13 protein-coding genes are annotated in these 15,438 nt (G+C 63.4%); 4 read left to right on the plus strand and 9 right to left on the minus strand.

Going from position 1 to position 15,438, the window contains the following annotated elements:
• Positions 1 to 24: 24 nt before the first annotated feature.
• The 5 genes from MMB74_RS13845 to ccsA all read right to left on the minus strand — a co-directional run bounded on the left by MMB74_RS13845 (position 25) and on the right by ccsA (position 6,931).
• Positions 25 to 1,248 carry a ribonucleotide-diphosphate reductase subunit beta gene (locus tag MMB74_RS13845; protein WP_277429205.1) on the minus strand — a complete coding sequence of 408 codons (1,224 nt, stop codon included), beginning with the start codon at positions 1,246 to 1,248 and terminating at the stop codon, positions 25 to 27.
• A gap of 401 nt (positions 1,249 to 1,649) precedes the next feature.
• Entirely contained in the window at positions 1,650 to 4,649 is a 3,000-nt protein-coding gene (locus MMB74_RS13850; RefSeq protein WP_277429206.1) for a ribonucleoside-diphosphate reductase subunit alpha, read from the minus strand.
• Positions 4,650 to 5,128: 479 nt separating this feature from the next.
• Entirely contained in the window at positions 5,129 to 5,716 is a 588-nt protein-coding gene (ampD, locus tag MMB74_RS13855) for a 1,6-anhydro-N-acetylmuramyl-L-alanine amidase AmpD (protein WP_277429207.1), read from the minus strand.
• Positions 5,713 to 6,021, minus strand: a complete 309-nt coding sequence (locus tag MMB74_RS13860; protein WP_277429208.1) for a PP0621 family protein — start codon at positions 6,019 to 6,021, stop codon at positions 5,713 to 5,715. Before MMB74_RS13860 ends, ampD begins: the two co-directional genes overlap by 4 nt.
• A 10-nt stretch (positions 6,022 to 6,031) precedes the next feature.
• On the minus strand, positions 6,032 to 6,931 hold the full coding sequence (gene ccsA, locus MMB74_RS13865) for a cytochrome c biogenesis protein CcsA (protein WP_277429209.1): 900 nt from the start codon (positions 6,929 to 6,931) through the stop codon (positions 6,032 to 6,034).
• A gap of 105 nt (positions 6,932 to 7,036) precedes the next feature.
• Between ccsA and ffh the strand changes: the two genes are divergently transcribed.
• The gene (gene ffh / locus MMB74_RS13870) at positions 7,037 to 8,404 is read left to right on the plus strand and encodes a signal recognition particle protein (protein ID WP_277429210.1); all 1,368 of its coding nucleotides are present in this window, start codon (positions 7,037 to 7,039) and stop codon (positions 8,402 to 8,404) included.
• A 76-nt stretch (positions 8,405 to 8,480) separates the two neighbouring features.
• Positions 8,481 to 9,032, plus strand: coding sequence for a hypoxanthine-guanine phosphoribosyltransferase (locus MMB74_RS13875; RefSeq protein ID WP_277429211.1), 552 nt, complete (start codon positions 8,481 to 8,483; stop codon positions 9,030 to 9,032).
• Positions 9,033 to 9,205: 173 nt separating this feature from the next.
• On the opposite strand, the gene MMB74_RS13880 is transcribed toward MMB74_RS13875, so the two are convergent.
• Positions 9,206 to 10,957, minus strand: a complete 1,752-nt coding sequence (locus MMB74_RS13880; protein ID WP_277429212.1) for a proline--tRNA ligase — start codon at positions 10,955 to 10,957, stop codon at positions 9,206 to 9,208.
• A 264-nt stretch (positions 10,958 to 11,221) separates the two neighbouring features.
• On the opposite strand from MMB74_RS13880, the gene MMB74_RS13885 reads away from it, so the two are divergent.
• Positions 11,222 to 11,857, plus strand: a complete 636-nt coding sequence (locus MMB74_RS13885; RefSeq protein WP_277429213.1) for an RNA pyrophosphohydrolase — start codon at positions 11,222 to 11,224, stop codon at positions 11,855 to 11,857.
• 175 nt (positions 11,858 to 12,032) lie between these two features.
• Entirely contained in the window at positions 12,033 to 12,587 is a 555-nt protein-coding gene (locus MMB74_RS13890) for a CNP1-like family protein (RefSeq protein WP_277429214.1), read from the plus strand.
• Positions 12,588 to 12,701: 114 nt separating this feature from the next.
• Here the strand turns inward: MMB74_RS13890 and proB are convergent, their stop codons facing one another.
• From proB to rpmA, 3 genes are all read right to left on the minus strand, one after another.
• Positions 12,702 to 13,820, minus strand: coding sequence for a glutamate 5-kinase (proB, locus tag MMB74_RS13895; RefSeq protein ID WP_277429215.1), 1,119 nt, complete (start codon positions 13,818 to 13,820; stop codon positions 12,702 to 12,704).
• A gap of 98 nt (positions 13,821 to 13,918) precedes the next feature.
• Positions 13,919 to 15,022, minus strand: coding sequence for an Obg family GTPase CgtA (gene cgtA, locus MMB74_RS13900; protein WP_277429216.1), 1,104 nt, complete (start codon positions 15,020 to 15,022; stop codon positions 13,919 to 13,921).
• 148 nt (positions 15,023 to 15,170) lie between these two features.
• The gene (gene rpmA, locus MMB74_RS13905; RefSeq protein WP_277429217.1) at positions 15,171 to 15,434 is read right to left on the minus strand and encodes a 50S ribosomal protein L27; all 264 of its coding nucleotides are present in this window, start codon (positions 15,432 to 15,434) and stop codon (positions 15,171 to 15,173) included.
• Positions 15,435 to 15,438 lie beyond the last annotated feature (4 nt).

Genomic DNA, 15,438 nt, shown 5'->3' on the forward strand with positions numbered 1-15,438 from the left:
ATTCATTGCATCGAGCAGCACGCGTCATTCCCAGGACAGCGCACCGCCGGTTTGATATTCAATAACTCGCGTCTCGAAGAAGTTGCGTTCCTTCTTCAGGTCGATCATTTCGCTCATCCACGGGAACGGGTTTTCCTCGTTCGGATAGAGCGGATCGAGGCCGATCTGCTGGCAACGACGGTTGCAGATGAAGCGCAGATAGCTCTTGAACATCGACGCATTCAATCCCAACACGCCGCGCGGCATGGTGTCCTCGGCGTAGCGGTATTCGAGTTCGACCGCGTGCTTGAATAGCTCGCGGATCTCTTCCCGGAACTCGCGCGTCCACAGATGCGGGTTCTCGAGCTTGATCTGGTTGATGAGGTCGATGCCGAAATTACAATGCATCGACTCGTCGCGCAGGATGTACTGGTATTGCTCGGCCGCGCCCGTCATCTTGTTCTGGCGGCCGAGCGCAAGAATTTGCGTGAAACCCACGTAGAAGAACAGGCCTTCCATGATGCAGGCGAACACGATCAGCGACTTGAGCAGCTTCTGATCGGCTTCGAGCGTGCCCGTCTTGAACGCCGGATCCGTCAGCGTATGGATGAACGGGATCAGAAACTCGTCCTTGTCGCGGATCGAGGCGACCTCATGGTACGCGTTGAAGATCTCGCCTTCGTCCAACCCCAACGATTCGACGATGTACTGATAGGCGTGGGTATGAATCGCCTCTTCGAACGCCTGGCGCAGCAGGAACTGACGGCACTCGGGCGCCGTGATGTGCCGGTAGGTGCCGAGCACGATGTTGTTCGCGGCGAGAGAGTCGGCGGTCACGAAGAAGCCGAGATTGCGTTTGACGATGCGGCGCTCGTCTTCGGTCAGCCCGTTCGGGTCTTTCCAAAGCGCGATGTCGCGCGACATGTTGATTTCCTGCGGCATCCAGTGGTTCGCACAGCCGGCGAGGTACTTCTCCCACGCCCACTTGTACTTGAACGGCACCAGTTGATTGACGTCCGTGCGGCCGTTGATGATCCGCTTGTCCGCGACGTTCACCCGTGCTTCGGATGCCACGGCAGGTTGAGCCGCTTCCACGTATGGCGCAACGGCAAAGTCCTGCGCGAAGATGTTTTGAGCCAACGGAGCTTGCGGCACGACCGGTGTCGCTGCTTGCGTTCCGACGGCCTGTCCCGCGGAGTTGCGCAACGTGTTCTGTTGCGAACCGCTCGAGGGAGTTACGGCAGTCGTCTCGTCATCCCAGTTGAGCATAAATTCTCACCATCAATTTAGATCGGTTTGTACCATCTTTTCACGAGCGATAAAAGGGTTCGCTCACGAAAATCCCTGTTTTTCGATTCGCGCTGCGACCTCGATACAACACTTTGTTCGTGAGGTCGCACACGCGAGATCGTCGATGACTCATGAAGGGTCGTCTCGATGCGATGTCTTCTCGCGAAAAAGCGCATCGCAAAGTTTCGATTGCCGACGCCTCCCGTCTCGCATCCCTGGGTCCTCCTTCGTCTCTTCGATGTCGATGCGCGTTGTGGTTCGACGCATCGCAGCGCTCGTTGCGCTTCATCGTGGGCGCGCCATGTTTCTCGTTCTGTCGTTCGCGCGCCCGGGACCGGCAATGCCGGCGCGCTGCGCGCGCCGGCTTCCAAGCGAAGCCGTTACTGGCAAGCCTCGCATTCGTCGAAACCCGGATCGCCGGGGCGCAACATGCAGGCGGGACCATCGGGCTGCGGCTCTTCTTGCGCCGCCGACGCGGCATTCATGCCGCCTGCGGGCGAACCCGCACCGCCGCCGATCGCGCCGCCCATCGCGCCGAAGCCGCCGGCCGCGCCACCGCCGCTCGCGCCGCCGTCATCGGAGCGCACTGCATTGAGCGCGCCATGCGCGACCGTGGACTTCTCAACGTGCGTGGCCGCCATCGTGCGCAGGTAGTAAGTCGTCTTCAGACCGCGCACCCAAGCGAGCTTGTAAACCTCGTCGAGCTTCTTGCCCGAGGCGCCCGCCATGTAGATGTTCAGCGACTGCGCTTGGTCGATCCACTTCTGGCGACGCGACGCCGCTTCGACCAGCCACTTCGGATCCACCTCGAACGCCGTCGCATAAATCGCGCGCAGATCGGCCGGCACCCGGTCGATGCGCGAAAGCGTGCCGTCGAAATACTTCAGATCGGCCACCATGACTTCGTCCCAGAGCCCGCGCGCCTTCAGATCACGCACCAGGTAATCGTTCACCACCGTGAACTCGCCCGACAGGTTGGACTTCACGTACAGGTTCTGGAAGGTCGGCTCGATGCAAGCCGACACGCCGATGATGTTGGAGATCGTTGCCGTCGGCGCGATCGCCACGCAGTTCGAATTGCGCATGCCGTGGGTGGCGATGCGCGAGCGCAGCGTCGCCCAGTCCATCGTCTCGCTCGTATCGACTTCGACATAGCCGCCGCGCGCCTGCTCGAGCAGCTTGAGCGTGTCCTGCGGGAGAATGCCGCGATCCCACAGCGAGCCGCGGTAGCTCGAATACCGGCCGCGCTCCTCGGCAAGCTCCGTCGACGCGTAATAGGCGTAGTAGCACACCGCTTCCATCGACCGGTCGGCGAACTCGACCGCCAGCTCGGACGCATACGGCACGCGCAGCAGATGCAGGCAGTCCTGGAAGCCCATGATGCCCATGCCGACCGGGCGGTGCTTCAGATTCGAGTTACGCGCCTTGGGCACGGCGTAATAGTTGATGTCGATGACATTGTCGAGCATGCGCATCGCCACGCTGACGGTGCGCTTGAGCTTGTCGTGATCGAGCGCGTAGCTGCCGTCGGCCTGCTTCACTAGGTGCGCGACGAGGTTGACCGAGCCGAGGTTGCAGACGGCGATCTCGGTGTCGCTCGTGTTCAGCGTGATCTCGGTGCACAGGTTCGAGGAGTGAACGACGCCCACATGCTGTTGCGGCGAGCGCACATTGCACGGATCCTTGAACGTGATCCAGGGGTGGCCCGTCTCGAACAGCATGCCGAGCATCTTGCGCCAGAGCTGGGCGGCCGGAATCTTCTTGAAGAGCTTGATCTCGCCGCGCTCGACCTTTTCTTCATACGCCGTGTAAGCCTTCTCGAAGTCGGCGCCGAACTTGTCGTGCAGATCCGGGCAGGTCGACGGCGAGAACAGCGTCCAATCGCCGCCTTCCATCACGCGCCGCATGAACAGGTCGGGAATCCAATTGGCCGTGTTCATGTCGTGCGTGCGGCGGCGGTCGTCGCCCGTGTTCTTGCGCAGCTCGAGGAATTCCTCGATGTCCAGGTGCCACGTTTCCAAATAGGCGCAGACGGCGCCTTTGCGCTTGCCGCCTTGGTTCACCGCCACGGCCGTATCGTTGACGACCTTCAGGAACGGCACGACCCCTTGCGACTTGCCGTTGGTGCCCTTGATGTGCGAGCCGAGCGCGCGTACGCGCGTCCAGTCGTTGCCAAGGCCGCCTGCAAACTTGGAGAGCAGCGCGTTTTCCTTCAACGCTTCGTAAATGCCGTCGAGATCGTCCGCGACCGTCGTCAGGTAGCACGACGACAGCTGCGAGCGGCGGGTGCCCGAATTGAACAGCGTCGGAGTCGAACTCATGAAGTCGAACGTCGAGAGCACATTGTAGAACTCGATCGCCCGCGCCTCGCGGTCGATCTCGTTCAACGCGAGACCCATGGCGACCCGCATAAAGAATGCCTGCGGCATCTCGATGCGCGCGCCTTCGACGTGCAGGAAGTAACGGTCGTACAACGTCTGCAGCCCGAGGTAGCCGAATTGCAGATCGCGGCTCGCGTCGAGCGCGGCGCCCAGCCGCTTCATGTCGTACTGCAGCAGCTTCTCGTCGAGCAGCTCGGCTTCGACGCCGCGCTTGATGAACTGCGGGAAATACTCGGCATAGCGCTCGGTCATCTCGCCCTGCGTCACTTCCTCGCCGAGGATTTCGCGGCGAATCGTGTGCAGGAGGATGCGGGCCGTCACTTGGCTATAGGCCGGATCCTTCTCGATCATGGTGCGCGCCGCGAGAATCGCCGAGTCGTAGACCTGGCTCATCGGCACGCCGTCATAGAGGTTCTTGACCGTTTCGGCGACGATCGGCTGCGGGCTCACCGCATCGCCCAGGTTCTCGCAAGCCGATGCGATCAACGCATGCAGCGCCTGCAGATCGAGCGGACGCGTGATGCCGTTGTCGACGACGTTCAGGCCCGAGGACGGCGCGGCGGCTTCCTGCTCGTGGCCGCGCTCTTGGTTGCGCTTCTCGCGATAAAGGACATAGGCGCGCGCGACGTTGTGCTCGCCGCCGCGCATCAGCGCGAGCTCGACCTGATCCTGGATGTCTTCGATGTGGAACGTGCCGCCGTTGGGGCGGCTGCGCACGAGCGCGCGCACGACGTTTTGCGTCAGCTGCTCGACGAGTTCGCGCACGCGAGCGGACGCGGCGCCTTGCCCGCCGTTCACGGCCAGGAACGCCTTGGTAACGGCGATCGCGATTTTGGACGGCTCGAACGACACGACGCTGCCATTGCGGCGGATAACCTTGTAGTCCGCGAAGGTCGCCTGCGGCGCGAGCGGCTGCGCGTAGGCGCCACTTTGCCCGCTGACGGCGTGCCCGCTTAGGGCGCCTTCGTGCTGGCTCGTCATGTTGTCGGTCGTTTGCATGTGCAAAGCTCCTGATCTTGGATGTGCGGTTAAACCGCGGATTGGAACAACCGCCGCGCCACCCCGAGCGCGAACGATGAGGTGCGGGAGAAGAAACGAGGCGACCGGGCTGCGTGGCAGCGCGAGTCGAAAAAGACGATGGTCTTCGTCATGGCTTTTGCGGCTCTGGCTCGCCCCGTTTTTGCCCCAAAGGTGGAACGCCGGGCTATGCCCGGCGCTCGGCCCAGATGATTTTCACGCCGCATTCTGCGGCCCGGGCTCGCTGCCCGCTGCTTGGACACCGCGGCGCGTCGACACAATATCTAGTGCAACTGCGTCGAATTGCCACCAAGTATAGTAGAGCGACGGGTCAAATCAAAACGCTTTATTTGACGCTGGGCGCTTGACTTTTGATTAACCGAGCCGGGACAAGGACTTATCGGAAACGCAAGCGGCGCGCGGGTTTGCGCTGTGCCAGCCAGGCCGCGCCGGAGCGAAAATCAGGCCCGCCGATAGGGGAAATACCGATCCGCGAGCGCGGTCTCGCGCCGCAGCCTCGCCCAATCGAAATGCGGGCCGGGATCGGTCTTGCGCCCGGGCGCGATATCGGAATGACCGGCTAACGCCTCGATCGGGTAGTGCGCGGCGAGCGCCGCGACCAACGAAGCAAGCGTTGCGTATTGGGCCGGCTCGAAGGGTTGATCGTCCGCCCCCTCCAACTCGATGCCCACGGAGAAGTCGTTGCAACGTTCGCGCCCGAAGAAGCTGGAGACGCCCGCATGCCAAGCGCGTGCGTCGCACGATACGAACTGTTCGAGGTCGCCCTCACGGCGAATCACGAAGTGCGACGACACGCGCAACCCGCGCAGATGCGCGTCGTAATAAGGATGCGCATCGCAGTCGAGGCGGTTCAGAAATAGATCGGCGATCGCGCTGCCGCCGAACCGTCCCGGCGGCAAGCTGATGTTGTGGATGACGATCAAAGTGGGGACGGCGCCGATGGGCCGCGCCTCGAAATTCGGCGAGTGCAGCGCCCGCGCGCCGCGCACCCAGCCGTCGTCGCCGACGGCGAACGGCGTTGCGCTCACCGGCCCTCGCGCCCGTTCGCGCGCGCAGCATACCGCCGTGCGTGCTCGACGCTGCAAAAGTAGTGCGCGCCGCCGAAAACGGATTCGCTCTTTGGCGCATGCACGCCACAGACGGCGCAGCGCACCATCGGCTCGGCAAGCTGGCGCGGCTTCGTTGCCGCTTGCGGCCCTGCGCCTGCGCCGCCGCGCGTGGCGCCGGGGCGCGCGGCGCCGCGCATCGCGGCTTGCGTTTGAGCGGCGCGCATCGTCTTCACCAGCCACCGGGCGGCGAGCACGAAGACGACGAGTAAAAGAATCTGTCGCATGAAAATCAGCTCAAATCACGGGACGGTGGAGCAACACCTCTAAGACGAAGCGGCTGCCCACGTAGGCGAGCAACAAGGCGACGAACGATGCGAGCACCCAGCGCAGCGCCGCACGCCCGCGCCAGCCCGATACCTTGCGCGCGGTCAGCAGGCCGCCGAACATCACCCAGGACAGCACGGCAAAGACGGTCTTGTGATCGAAGGTGAGGGGCCGGCCCAGTAACTGCTCGCTGAACAGCACCCCCGAGACGAGCGTGAGCGTGAGGAGCACGAAGGCGGCGCTGATCAAGCGGAACAATAGCTTTTCCAACGTGAGCAGCGGCGGCAGTGTATCGAGCCAACTGGCGACCCAGCCCCCGCCGCTTCGCTCGAGCGCGCCGCGCAACGCATGCAGGCGACGCTCGGCAAACAGCATCAGAACGGCGTGCAGCGCGGCGATGGCGGCCAGCCCATAGGCGATGTTCGCGATGATGAAGTGGGTCTTGAACAGCGGCGCAGCCGCGTACGAAAGCACTTGCACGCCGCCGAACACGAGCGGCAGCAACGAGGCCACGCACGCGAAGGGCAGCACGAGCAGCCCGAGACTATCGAGCGGAAAGAAGAAATTCTCGATCCAGTAGATGCAGGCGCCGAGCCAAAACATGGCCGAGAGCGCGAACGCGAATCCGAACACCATCGCTTGGCGCGGAAAGATGGTGGTATGCAGCAACACCCCGTGCGCGACGATCGCCGCGAACAGCAGCACGCGCGCGACGCGCGGCGAGAGCGCGAACGAGGCCCGCGCCGCCGCGGGGACGGGCGGCACGCTCGAGAGCATCGACGGCGCACTTTCGAGCCTGTGCGCGCGCCATCCGGCGACGGCCAGTCCCCCGTAAAGGAGCGCGGTGAGGGCATACAGTACAATATCCATGTCCCAAGTTTACACTAGGCTGCCTTTCCCGCCCCGCTCGTGCGATGAGTCGACGACTCGACGAGCCGATGAGCGAAAGGCGGCCGCCTTGCCCAACCGCCCCCCATGCTCGACACACTCACCCAACGGATGGCGCGCGTCGTCAAGACGCTGCGCGGCGAAGCCCGCCTGACCGAAGCCAACACGCAGGAAATGCTGCGCGAAGTGCGTCTCGCGCTGCTCGAGGCCGACGTGGCGCTGCCGGTCGTGCGCGACTTCATCGCCAAGGTCAAGGAAAAGGCGCTCGGCGAAGAAGTGATGCAAAGCCTGTCGCCGGGCCAAGCGCTCGTCGCCGTCGTCCAGCGCGAATTGACGGCCGTGATCGGCGGCGACTACGAGGGCCGCGCCGCGGAACTGAATCTCGCTGTCACGCCGCCTGCCGTCATCCTCATGGCGGGTCTGCAAGGCGCGGGTAAAACCACCACGGCGGGCAAGCTCGCGAAGATGTTGCGCGAGAAGCACAAGAAGAAGGTGCTGACGGTCTCGTGCGACGTCTACCGTCCCGCCGCTATCGCACAGCTCAAGACGGTCACGGAGCAAGTCGGCGCCGATTTCTTCCCCTCGGAGCCGAATCAAAAGCCAGTCGACATCGCGCTTGGCGCTCTCGACTGGGCCAAGCGCCACTATCACGACGTGCTGATCGTCGACACCGCCGGCCGTCTGGGCATCGACGAGGCGATGATGCAAGAGATCGCCGCGCTGCATGCGGCCGTCAAGCCGGTCGAAACGCTGTTCGTGGTCGATGCGATGCTCGGCCAAGACGCGGTGAACACGGCCAAGGCGTTCAACGACGCGTTGCCCCTCACGGGCGTGGTGCTGACCAAGCTCGACGGCGACTCGCGCGGCGGTGCGGCGCTATCGGTGCGCCACGTGACGGGCAAGCCGATCAAGTTCGTCGGCGTGGCGGAGAAACTCGACGGGCTCGAGGTGTTCTACCCCGAGCGGATGGCCAATCGCATTCTCGGCATGGGCGACATTCTCGCGCTGGTCGAGGAAGCGCAGCGCAACGTCGATGTCAAGGCCGCGCAAAAGCTCGCCGACAAAGTCAAAAAAGGCGGCGACTTCGATCTCAACGATTTCCGCGCACAGCTGTCGCAGATGAAGAACATGGGCGGGCTGTCCACCTTGATGGATAAGTTGCCCGCGCAGTTCCAGCAAGCGGCGGCCGGCGCGGATATGGGCCAGGCCGAGAAGCAAATGCGCCGCATGGAAGGCATCATCAACTCCATGACCCCGGCCGAGCGGGCCAAGCCCGAGCTCATCAAAGCCACGCGCAAGCGCCGCATCGCGGCAGGCGCCGGGGTGCAGGTGCAGGAAGTGAACCGCATGCTCAATCAGTACGAGCAGATGCGCACGATGATGAAAAAGCTCAAGGGCGGCAATCTGCAGAAAATGATGCGCGGCATGAAGGGCATGCTTCCGGGCATGCGTTGAGCTCAGGGGTTAATGCCGAGGCGCGCCGCCGCGCCCCGCTCCACACTATGTATACAGTCACTGCTCGCCGAACGCCATGAATCGCGAAGAAGCTCTCCATATCTTTCAACACTCGGAAGAGATCGTCTCGGCCTCCGAGGTCAATGCGTCGATCGCGCGCATGGCCACGGCCATCCGCACGCAAATCGGCGAGGATTTCCCACTGCTGCTATCGGTGATGGGCGGGGCGGCCGTGTTTACGGGCATGCTGCTGCCGCATCTGGACTTCCCGCTCGAGTTCGACTACATCCACCTGACGCGCTACCGCAATACGACCAAAGGCAGCGCCGACATGCAGTGGCGCGTCGCGCCGGCGGAATCGGTGAAAGACCGCGTCGTGCTGGTGCTCGACGACATCCTCGATGAAGGGGAGACCATGGCCGCGATTCGCGATCGGATTCTCGCGATGGGCGCCAAGCGCTTCCTGAGCGCGGTGTTGTGCGAAAAGCAAATCGCAAAAGCCAAACCGCTGCGTCCCGATTTCTGCGGCTTCGAAGTGCCCGATCGCTACGTGTTCGGTTGCGGCATGGACGCGAAGGGCTACTGGCGCAACTTGCCGGCCATTCGCGCGCTGACGGAAGGCGCCTGACGCGCGCGACCGGCGACGCGCTCGATCGGCACGCGCCCTAAGAGCGAAGCCTTCGGCTAGCGGGCGGGCTGCATCCGGCGTGCTGCGACGGGGCGCGGGAGAGGCGCCCAGCGCAGCGCCGAAGCCGCTTGCCAACGATGGGCCGCGAGCCGGAGCGGCGGCCCATCGGTTCCTTAGCGTGCGAGACCCGTGCTGGCGAGCGCCGTGCGAATCTTCTCGGCGGTGGTAACAGCAGCCTCGTCGATCGGAAGCAAGGTCGCTTGCGCATCGCGACGGCCCTGATATTCCACCTTGCCTTCCTTGAGCCCGCGCTCGCCGATCACGAGGCGATGCGGCACGCCGATCAACTCCCAATCGGCGAACATGACGCCCGGGCGCTCGCCTCGATCGTCGAGAATCACGTCGATCCCCGCCTGCGTCAGTTGCGCATAGAGCTTGTCCGTTTCGGCGCGCACGCTCTCGCTGCGGTCGTAGCCCATCGGGCACAGCACGAGTTCGAACGGCGCGATCGCTTCCGGCCAGATGATGCCGCGCTCGTCGAAGTTCTGCTCGATGGCCGCGCCGAGGATGCGTGTGATGCCGATGCCGTAACAGCCCATGACCATCGGCTGCGGCTTGCCGGTCTCATCGAGGAAGGTCGCGCCCATTGCCTCGGAGTACTTCGTGCCGAGCTGAAACACGTGCCCCACTTCGATGCCGCGGCAGATTTCGATCGTGCCCTTGCCGTCGGGCGAGGGATCGCCCGGGCGCACGTTGCGGATATCCGCGACGATGGGCTCGGGCAGGTCGCGCCCCCAATTCACGCCGGTCGTGTGATAGTCGAGCTCGTTCGAACCGACGACGAAGTCGCTCATGTTCGCCACCGTGCGATCGGCGACGACCTTAACCGGCTTTTTCGTGCCGATCGGGCCGAGATACCCTGGCGGCGTGCCGAACCATTCGACGATCTCGGCTTCGGTAGCGAATCGGAACCCTGCGAGACCCGGCAGCTTGCCGACCTTCACCTCGTTCAAGTCGTGATCGCCGCGCAGCATCAACAACCAAATGGTCGGCTCGGCGCCCTCGTTGTCCGTCGCAAGGATGATCGATTTGATCGTGCGCTCGAGCGGGATGTTCAACAGTTGGGCGACCGCTTCGCACTTGGCCTTGCCGGGCGTGGCCGTCTTTTGCATTGCCTCGCGCGGCGCGGCGCGCTCGGCGTAGAGCGGCAACGCTTCGGCCGCTTCGACGTTGGCCGCGAAATCGGATGACGGGCAGTAGGCGATATCGTCTTCGCCCGTCGCCGCGATGACGTGAAATTCCTGCGAGCGATTGCCGCCGATCGCTCCGCTATCGGCCGCGACAGCGCGAAAGTGGAGCCCAATGCGCGTGAAGATGCGCACGTAGGCGTCGAACATTTTCTGATACGACTCTTGCAGCCCGGCCTGGTCCTTGTCGAACGAGTAGGCGTCCTTCATCGTGAACTCGCGGCCGCGCATTACGCCGAAACGAGGACGAATTTCATCGCGGAACTTCGTCTGAATCTGATAGAAGTTCACCGGCATTTGCCGGTAGCTCTTGATCTGGTTGCGCGCGATGTCGGTCACCACCTCTTCGTGCGTCGGACCGAGCACGAAATCGCTCTGTTTGCGATCCTTGAAGCGCAGCAATTCGGGGCCGTACTGTTCCCAGCGCCCCGATTCCTGCCACAGCTCGGCCGGCTGCACCGTCGGCATCAACAGCTCGAGCGCGCCCGCGCGGTTCATCTCCTCGCGCACGATCGCCTCGACCTTGCGGATCGAGCGCAAGCCGACGGGCAGATAGCTGTAGACGCCGCCTGCCACGCGCCGAATCATCCCCGCGCGCAACATCAATTTGTGGCTGACGACTTCCGCGTCCGCCGGAGCTTCCTTCAAGGTGCCGATAAAGAAACGGGTGGCTTTCATTCAACAATTTTCCAAAAGCGGCAGCTCGCAGCGAGCTGCCGGAAGAGGGGAACGAGTGATTCGGGACATCAGCGAGAACCGCCGCCGTGCCGGCAGCATAGCCGACATCGCCTAGCCAAGCGCGTGCGCGATTCGTCAGACAAGCCATCGACAGCATGAGGCACGATTGATGCGACGTCCGGACCCCTTCTGGTGCATGCCGATGCCAAAGGCTCGTTATCTGTTTATAATCAAAGCAATTTTAAAGGATTCGAAGGTGGTTGTATGCTGGATCGCGAAGGCTTTCGCCCGAACGTCGGCATCATCCTCTTGAACGCGCACAACGAGGTGTTTTGGGGTAAGCGGCTGCGTGAACATTCCTGGCAATTTCCGCAAGGGGGCATCAAGTATGGCGAGACCCCTTTGCAAGCGATGTATCGGGAGTTACACGAAGAAACCGGCTTGCGCCCGGAGCACGTCAAGATCATCGGTCGCACGCGCGACTGGCTGCGTTACGAGGTGCCGGACAAGTTCATCAAGCGCGAAGTACGTGGCCACTACCGCGGCCAGAAACAGATCTGGTTTCTGCTTCGAATGGTCGGCCGCGACTGCGATATCTGCCTTCGCGCCACCGATCATCCCGAATTCGACGCTTGGCGCTGGAACGAGTATTGGGTCCCGCTCGATGCTGTGATCGAGTTCAAGCGGGATGTCTATCAATTGGCGCTGACCGAGCTGTCGCGCTTTTTGCGGCGTGCTGCGCCGCGCACGGAGAAGCCGCGCGGCCCTCATCACGGTCATCGCTATCCACGCGTGTCGCCCTCGGCGCAACTGCCGGGAACGAACGGCGCGATCATGCAAGCGTCCGATGGCCCCGATCCATCGCCCTGCTCCGCGCCAAGTCTGATCTTGCCCGACTAACGAGGGGCGCGCCTGCGCGCCGCCTCCGTTCGATGCCCCGCGCCGGATGCGTCCGGTGCCGGTAGCCTCGCACAACCTGTCGCCCGCCAAATCGCCCCGCGATGCTCACGCGCGTACGCACCGGCGCTATCATTCGGTTCTTCGAATCTTTGCGCCCCTTATCGAGGTATCCATATTGAAAGCGATCGTTCTCGCGCTGACCTGCCTGGCCGGCGGCGCCATCCTGGCCGGCTGCTCGCACATGCCTGCCAATCCCAAAGACGACAGCACGTTTCAATACTTGCTCGATCGCAAGTCGGAATGGGCCGAAAACAAGGTCGAGACACTGCCGCCGCTGCCGCACGAGCAAGATCTGATCGCGTTCGACGTGTCGCAGAACACGCCGCTGCACTTCGCGATCGATTCCAACTCACTAACGGTGCAGTCCGACGGCGTCGTGCGCTACACCGTGGTCATTACGAGCCCGAGCGGCGCACGCAACATCAACTATGAAGGCATTCGCTGCGAGACTTACGAATGGCGGCTCTACGCCGGCCTGAACGCAGAGCATAACGGCTGGGACCGGACCGTCGCGAACGATTGGTCGCGTATCGAAAACAGCGAGCTGAACGCCTATCACGCAGCGCTGTATCAGGACTATTTCTGCGCAAACAAGATGCCGACGGGGAAAGCCAAGATGATCGTCGACAATATGCGCCACCATCGGACAGCGGCGTCGCTGATTCATTAGGGCCGTGTGCTACGCGAGGCTTATGGGCCTCGCGTATTCGTCCCCGTGAAGAGCTTCCATCGGGAAACGCGCCGGAAAGGCCTGGCGCAGGCCAACGCCTGCCCAGCCCTGCCTTCAAACCAGCACGAGATTGTCGCGGTGAATCAGTTCCGGCTCGAGCATATAGCCCAGGACGGTCTCGATTTCAGAGCTCGGGTGCCGCTGAATCAGCTTGGCCTCCGCGCTGCTGTAGTTCGTGAGCCCGCGCGCCACTTCGCGGCCGGCGGTATTGACGCAGGCAATGACCTCGCCGCGCGCGAACGCTCCTTGGACGTCGACCACGCCGATCGGCAGCAGGCTCTTGCCGCTCACCGTTAGCTTTTCGACCGCGCCGTCATCGATGACCACATGCCCCCGCACCTGCAGGTGATCGGCCATCCATTGTTTGCGCGCCGCGAGGCGGGCAGTGCGCGCAACGAGTTGCGTCCCGATCGCCTCGCCCGCGGCAAGCCGGGTGAGCACGTCCGCCTCTCTACCGCTGGCGACGATCGTGTTCGCGCCGCTACCGGCCGCGCGCTTCGCGGCTAGGATCTTCGTGAGCATGCCGCCGCGCCCGATGGCGGAACCGGCGCCCCCGGCCATCGCCTCGAGTTCGGGCGCGCCGGCATCGGCTTCGCGCACGAGCTTGGCCGCCGGGTCCTTGCGCGGATCCGCCGTGAACAAGCCCTGCTGATCGGTCAGGATGATCAGCGCGTCGCCCTCGATCAGGTTTGCCACGAGCGCGCCGAGCGTGTCGTTGTCGCCGAACTTGATCTCGTCGGTCACGACCGTGTCGTTTTCATTGATGATCGGAACGACGCCCAAGCGCAACAGCGTGAGCAGCGTCGAGCGCGCATTCAAGTAGCGCTCTCTGTCGGCCAAATCCGCATGCGTCAGAAGAATTTGCGCTGTCCGGATGCCGTATTGCGCGAACCGGCTTTCGTAGACTTGCGCAAGCCCCATTTGCCCCACGGCGGCGGCGGCCTGCAATTCGTCGATCTCGCGCGGACGCTTCGCCCACCCGAGCCGCTGCATGCCTTCCGCGATCGCCCCCGAGCTGACGAGCACCACTTCCTTGCCGCGCTGGCGCAATTGCGCGATTTGCTCCGCCCACAAGCCGATCGCCGCTTGATCGAGCCCGCGCCCCTCGTTCGTCACGAGGCTCGATCCCACCTTGACAACCAAACGCTTCGAATCCGCGATGACAGAGCGCATCGTGCGACAGTCTCCATGAGTGATCGGTGAACCCACGCCCGGGCGACGCGAAGAGCCGTTAGCCCGAGCGGGCGGCCGTTACCGCGGCCAGGCAGGGGTCAGCCCTGCGGTGCCGCGTCGTCCGCAGACGGCTCGTCCCTGAAGCGGACGTCGGCCGCCAAATCCTCGGCGCGCTCGGCGCGATGCGCGTCCGAATGCGCAGCGAGGTAATCGTAGACCGCATAGCACAGGTTTTCGCAACCGAGACCCGTCAGTGCGGAGATCTGAAACACCGGCCCCTTCCACTCGAAACGCGCCAGGAAATCGGCCACACGTGCTTCGCGTTCTTCCTCCACGATCATGTCGAGCTTGTTGAGCACGAGCCAGCGCGGCTTTTGATACAGCGCTTCGTCATACTTGCGCAGCTCGGCGACGATCGCCTTCGCTTCCGCGACGGGATCGACGCTTTCGTCGAACGGCGCCAGATCGACGAGATGCAGCAACAGCCCGGTCCGCTGCAAGTGGCGTAGAAACTGGTGTCCCAGCCCCGCCCCTTCCGCCGCCCCTTCGATCAGGCCCGGAATATCGGCGATCACGAAACTCTTGCTCGGTCCGACGCGCACGACACCGAGATTGGGCGCGAGGGTCGTAAACGGATAGTCGGCGATCTTCGGTTTCGCGTTCGACACCGAAGAGATGAACGTGGACTTGCCTGCGTTCGGCATGCCGAGCAGACCGACATCGGCCAGCACCTTCAACTCGAGGCGCAGCATGCGGCGCTCGCCCGGCTTGCCTTCGGTTTTCTGCCGCGGTGCGCGGTTCGTGCTCGATTTGAAATGCAGATTGCCCAGCCCGCCCGCGCCGCCCTTGGCGATGAGCACGGTCTGCTCGTGCTCGGTCAGATCGGCGATGACTTCGCCCGTGTCCATATCGTTGATCACGGTGCCGACAGGCATGCGCAACACGATATCGTCGCCGCCCTTGCCGTAACAATCTGAGCCGCGACCGTTCTCGCCGTTGCGCGCCTGGTGTTTCTTCGCGTAGCGGTAATCGATGAGGGTGTTGATGTTGCGATCGGCGACCGCGTAGACACTACCGCCGCGCCCCCCGTCGCCGCCGTCGGGGCCCCCGAACGGAACGAATTTCTCGCGGCGCATCGACGCGCTGCCGTCGCCGCCGTCGCCGGCGATCACTTCGATCCGCGCTTCGTCAATGAACTTCATATATCGCTCCGTCCCGTGTCTTGCCGATATTCTGCCGCGCGCGACGCACCTTCACCATGCCGGTGCGGCAAAGCCGCGCACAGAAGAAAAAAGGCCCCGCCAACCACGCGGGGCCTTCCTGCCGTGTCGCTCCCGTGTCTGATCGATGTCAGACCGCGGCTGGGACGACGGTGACCAAATGCTTTTTGTCGGCGCCCTTCGTCGTGAACTTGACGTGGCCGTCGATCAACGCGAACAGCGTGTGATCCTTGCCGATACCGACGTTATCGCCCGGGTGCATACGCGTGCCGCGTTGACGCACGATGATGCCGCCGGCATTGATCGCTTGGCCGCCGTACACCTTGACGCCGAGGCGCTTCGACTCGGAATCGCGGCCATTGCGGGAAGACCCGCCTGCTTTTTTGTGTGCCATCTGA

It is taken from the genome of Trinickia sp. Y13, from assembly GCF_029522115.1.
GTDB lineage: Bacteria > Pseudomonadota > Gammaproteobacteria > Burkholderiales > Burkholderiaceae > Trinickia.

What these genes read in the sequence shown, in the direction of transcription:
- MMB74_RS13860 (WP_277429208.1), bottom strand. Translation starts at nt 6,021, where the DNA reads ATGCGACAGATTCTTTTACTCGTCGTCTTCGTGCTCGCCGCCCGGTGG.
- MMB74_RS13845 (WP_277429205.1), bottom strand. Translation starts at nt 1,248, where the DNA reads ATGCTCAACTGGGATGACGAGACGACTGCCGTAACTCCCTCGAGCGGT.
- MMB74_RS13850 (WP_277429206.1), bottom strand. Translation starts at nt 4,649, where the DNA reads ATGCAAACGACCGACAACATGACGAGCCAGCACGAAGGCGCCCTAAGC.
- ffh (WP_277429210.1), top strand. Translation starts at nt 7,037, where the DNA reads ATGCTCGACACACTCACCCAACGGATGGCGCGCGTCGTCAAGACGCTG.
- cgtA (WP_277429216.1), bottom strand. Translation starts at nt 15,022, where the DNA reads ATGAAGTTCATTGACGAAGCGCGGATCGAAGTGATCGCCGGCGACGGC.
- ccsA (WP_277429209.1), bottom strand. Translation starts at nt 6,931, where the DNA reads ATGGATATTGTACTGTATGCCCTCACCGCGCTCCTTTACGGGGGACTG.
- MMB74_RS13875 (WP_277429211.1), top strand. Translation starts at nt 8,481, where the DNA reads ATGAATCGCGAAGAAGCTCTCCATATCTTTCAACACTCGGAAGAGATC.
- proB (WP_277429215.1), bottom strand. Translation starts at nt 13,820, where the DNA reads ATGCGCTCTGTCATCGCGGATTCGAAGCGTTTGGTTGTCAAGGTGGGA.
- rpmA (WP_277429217.1), bottom strand. Translation starts at nt 15,434, where the DNA reads ATGGCACACAAAAAAGCAGGCGGGTCTTCCCGCAATGGCCGCGATTCC.
- MMB74_RS13880 (WP_277429212.1), bottom strand. Translation starts at nt 10,957, where the DNA reads ATGAAAGCCACCCGTTTCTTTATCGGCACCTTGAAGGAAGCTCCGGCG.
- MMB74_RS13885 (WP_277429213.1), top strand. Translation starts at nt 11,222, where the DNA reads ATGCTGGATCGCGAAGGCTTTCGCCCGAACGTCGGCATCATCCTCTTG.